3 protein-coding genes are annotated in these 3,465 nt (G+C 68.5%); all 3 read right to left on the bottom strand.

The features are described 5' to 3' along the window. A partial coding sequence (locus AWC18_RS00265; RefSeq protein ID WP_420093290.1) for a S8 family serine peptidase occupies positions 1-658 on the bottom strand: 658 nt, incomplete at its 3' end. Then, on the bottom strand, positions 636-2,150 hold the full coding sequence (gene eccD, locus AWC18_RS00260; protein ID WP_085136947.1) for a type VII secretion integral membrane protein EccD: 1,515 nt from the start codon (positions 2,148-2,150) through the stop codon (positions 636-638). The genes eccD and AWC18_RS00265, both read right to left, overlap by 23 nt. A gap of 190 nt (positions 2,151-2,340) precedes the next feature. Further along, entirely contained in the window at positions 2,341-3,240 is a 900-nt protein-coding gene (locus tag AWC18_RS00255; protein ID WP_064996202.1) for an ESX secretion-associated protein EspG, read from the bottom strand. Between the last annotated feature and the right edge of the window lie 225 nt (positions 3,241-3,465).

Raw genomic sequence — 3,465 nt, 5'->3', positions numbered from 1 at the left:
AAGTGGGGGCGGGCGCAGGCCCGAACGGGCCCAGGTCAGGAGCCGGCTCCTCCCCTTCCGCGGGGGTCTGCTGCAGTATTTCAGGCGGCGGAACCACCAGGATCGTCGTCGCCGGCGACGGGGTCGGCGTCGGTTCGTTGGTGGGAACCGACGGAGGACGCCGGGTCTGGCGGGGCGGCGGCAACGGGGTTCCGTTGTCCGGCATCGCGGCGATCAGCGAGGCCACCAGGGTTCCGTGCGCATCGCAGTCCGACAGCCCGTCACCGCCGGCCATCACGTAGTCACCGCCCGGGATCAGGTTGGGCAGCCGCGGGTGCGGGGTCACACCGGTGTCGATGACCGCGACGGTGACGCCCTCCCCGCGACCGAACTTCCAGGCCTCTTCCAGGTTGAGCATGTCCATGTAGGCCGGCTGCACCCGGAAGTCGGTGTCGGGAAGCACCCCGACCTCTGTGCAGTAGGCGGTCTGCCGCATGGCCTGCGGCGGCCCGGGAGTGCCGTCCGGCGGCAGCGCAGCGGGGTCGATGCCGGGCGGCTCGATTGCGCCGCTGGCCGGCATGCCGGCCAGCGAGCCGCCGGTCATCATGATCATCACGGCGCAGGTGGCCGCGGTGCGCTGCAGCCGACGCACCCCCCTACCGGTACCGGATCGCTTCATAGGTATTCATCAACCACAGCGCCAGCGGGAACAACGGCATCAAGCACAGGTATTCGATCCACTCGACGAACTTGCGGAACAGCGGGCTGTAGACGGTGTTCGGCACGATGACCGCAGACAACATTCCGAACATCGGCACCAGCACCAGCACGGCCACGCTCACCACCAGGGCGGTAGGCGTCCACAGCACCACTGCGAAGCGCACCGCCACGGCTGCGATGATCACCAGGCCGGTCAGCGTCACCGTGACTGCCTGCACGCGGTCCCGGAACGAACGCCCCCGCAGCACCAGGAATCCGGCGGTCAGACCGGCCAGCAGCAACGGCAGCCAGGACCGGTCGGAGTGGGGGTCGCACAACCCGGTCATGCACACCGCCACCAGCACACCGAGCCCGGTGAGGATGCCGGTCAGGAACGAGCGCGCCCGCTCCGCCCGCAGCACCACCTCGCGGATCGACTCCGGCCCCTCCAGGGACGGCGGCTCACCGGGAGTCTTGACCACCGTGGTCGGCAGGTCGGGACGGGCTTCGAACACCCAGCGGCTGGTGGCCGACGGGAAGACCGGCAGCCGCAGGCCGGCCAGCCAGCGCGACAGCGATGGGGCCCACTGGTAAGCCAGCACGCAGGCCAGGTAAGTGCAGGTCAGCAGGGTCACGGCGCCGGTCAGGAACAGCATCCGCAAGACCCCGCCGAACATCACAGCCACGCTGATGACGGCAACGGCCGCGTAGGCGGCCAGCTGCCGCCCGGTGAGCCGGATGACGGCCAGCGCCCCGATACCGGCGACGCCGAAGCCCAGCGCCGCATGCGCGGCGCCCACCTCGCCGGGCACGGCTGCCGCGGCCGCCACCACCAGCGGAACGAGCCCGGTGGCCAGCAGCACATCACCGACGAGCCGGTCGGAGGCTTTGCGGGCCTGCATCAGGACCAGTGCGGCGGCGATCAACACCATGAAGGCCAGGCCGGCGCTGAAGCCCGCGGTCAGCCAGCTGTCGTGCTGGACGCGCCAGGCCGCGAGCAGCCCGGTGGCCAGCAGCACACCCAGCGCCAGGATCGACACCCCGACGTGGACCGCCGTCGCAGCGGTGACCGGGGCGAATCGCTTCGCCAGGTTGACCGACACCGCGGTGGAGATGTGCTCGATGACCGGCGAGCGCCGCTCCTGGTCTTCGAGGAACCGCAGCCACAGCCGGTCGCCGTCGTAGACGCCCTGTTCGGTCAGCGACTGGTTCGGTCGCAGCACTGTGCCATCGACGAGGCTCAGCACCCAACGGCCACGGCCCTGGGGCTGCAGCGCAGGTTCGTCCAGCTCCTGCAGCCGGCCGTTGATCACCGTCAGCAACGGGTCCAGCATCACCGAGAGTGGCGCGTCGGCGTCGAGCAGCGTCCCGATCTGGACGCCGTCGCCCGCCATGACCCCGACCACTACTCCCCGGGGGCCCGACGGCGCGAGATCGCCGCCCGACTGTCCCGACTCGATCGCCGCGGTCATGATTGCATCACCCGACCGACGAACTCTGAACCCAGAGAACGTGTAGAACCCATTGGTGCCGCCTCGTAATTTGTCATTTCTAAAGTCAATCCAATTCTAAAGGCAGTTCATGCAATTCGCACGATCGCGTTTAGCCGCCGATTTCCACTGCGGCACTTGACATTCAGCCGTAGGCTTTGCCGGCCGGCCGCTAAACCCTCCGATGCGTTTTCCAGGCGCCGTAGGGCAGCGTGTCCAGGACGGTCTTGACCCCCACCTGAACCAGCTGCGGAGTCGCCGGGCAGATCGCCAGCCATGCTTCGCCCGAACCGGCGGTACGCGCCTGCTGGTACAGGGCGATCCGGCCGCCTGACCCGTCTTTGAGCGACAGCACCGAAGCGCTGGGCCCCTTGGCGTCGTCGCGGTACTGCCGCGCGTACACCGCGGCTTCGGCCGCCGGCTCCGAAAGCGCCTGCCCCAGCGCCGCGACGGTGGCGGCACTGATGCCCATCCGGCGGAGGTCTCCCCCGGTGAAGATGTTGAAGCCCGAGTCCTGCCAGCTCTGGGTGGCCTCCAGCATCTCCTCCATCGGCACGTTGACCGCGGTGATCTGAGCCGGGTCGGCGTGGTGGATGGACTCCATGCCGTCGATCACCAGCGCGGCGATCGAGGCGGGGTCGGTCACCGCGACATCGTCGACGGTGATGTCGGTGCCCACGCGTACCGCTGACACCCAGTGCTCACCGCTGCGCGCCAGCAGCACCCGGAACTCGTTGTCGGGGATGTCGCGGGTGCCCGGCTCCTGGTCTTCTTCGTCGAGGACGCCGTAACGCAGCTTGCCCAGTGACAGCAGTGCGATCACCTCGAGGTCGGGCGCGGCGAGCACCCGCATGCGCGCCGCGACGGCCTCGTTCACCTTGTCGTCGACGACGATGCCCTGTTCGCGCATCACCGCTATGCCGGGGTGTTCCCACAGCCAGTCGTTTGAGTCGGTGGATACGTAAGGACGGCACCGCAACTCGGGAGCGACATGGCGGATGTCCAGGAGTGCCTGAAGCAGCCAGAATCCCTCTACGTTGACGGTGATGTCGGTGCGAGTGCTTGGGTCCATCACTACCCTCCTCTGCCGGGTTGGTCGATGTACGTGGCTATTGGATCACGCGGGACGGCATAACCGCTCGGCACCACCCGCTCATCGCAGCGCGCGACAGCACACCCATGGATTGGGTGTGCTGCCGCGCTGCGAAATTGCGGGGCGCTCAGGCCCAGCTGGATCCGACCGACGCGTCGGTGTTGGCCATGTTGTGGCCGGCCGACTGCACCTTCTGACCGTGAG

It is taken from the genome of Mycolicibacter nonchromogenicus (assembly GCF_002101775.1).
Taxonomy (GTDB): domain Bacteria; phylum Actinomycetota; class Actinomycetes; order Mycobacteriales; family Mycobacteriaceae; genus Mycobacterium; species Mycobacterium nonchromogenicum.
This window is presented reverse-complemented; position numbering and strand designations above follow the sequence as displayed.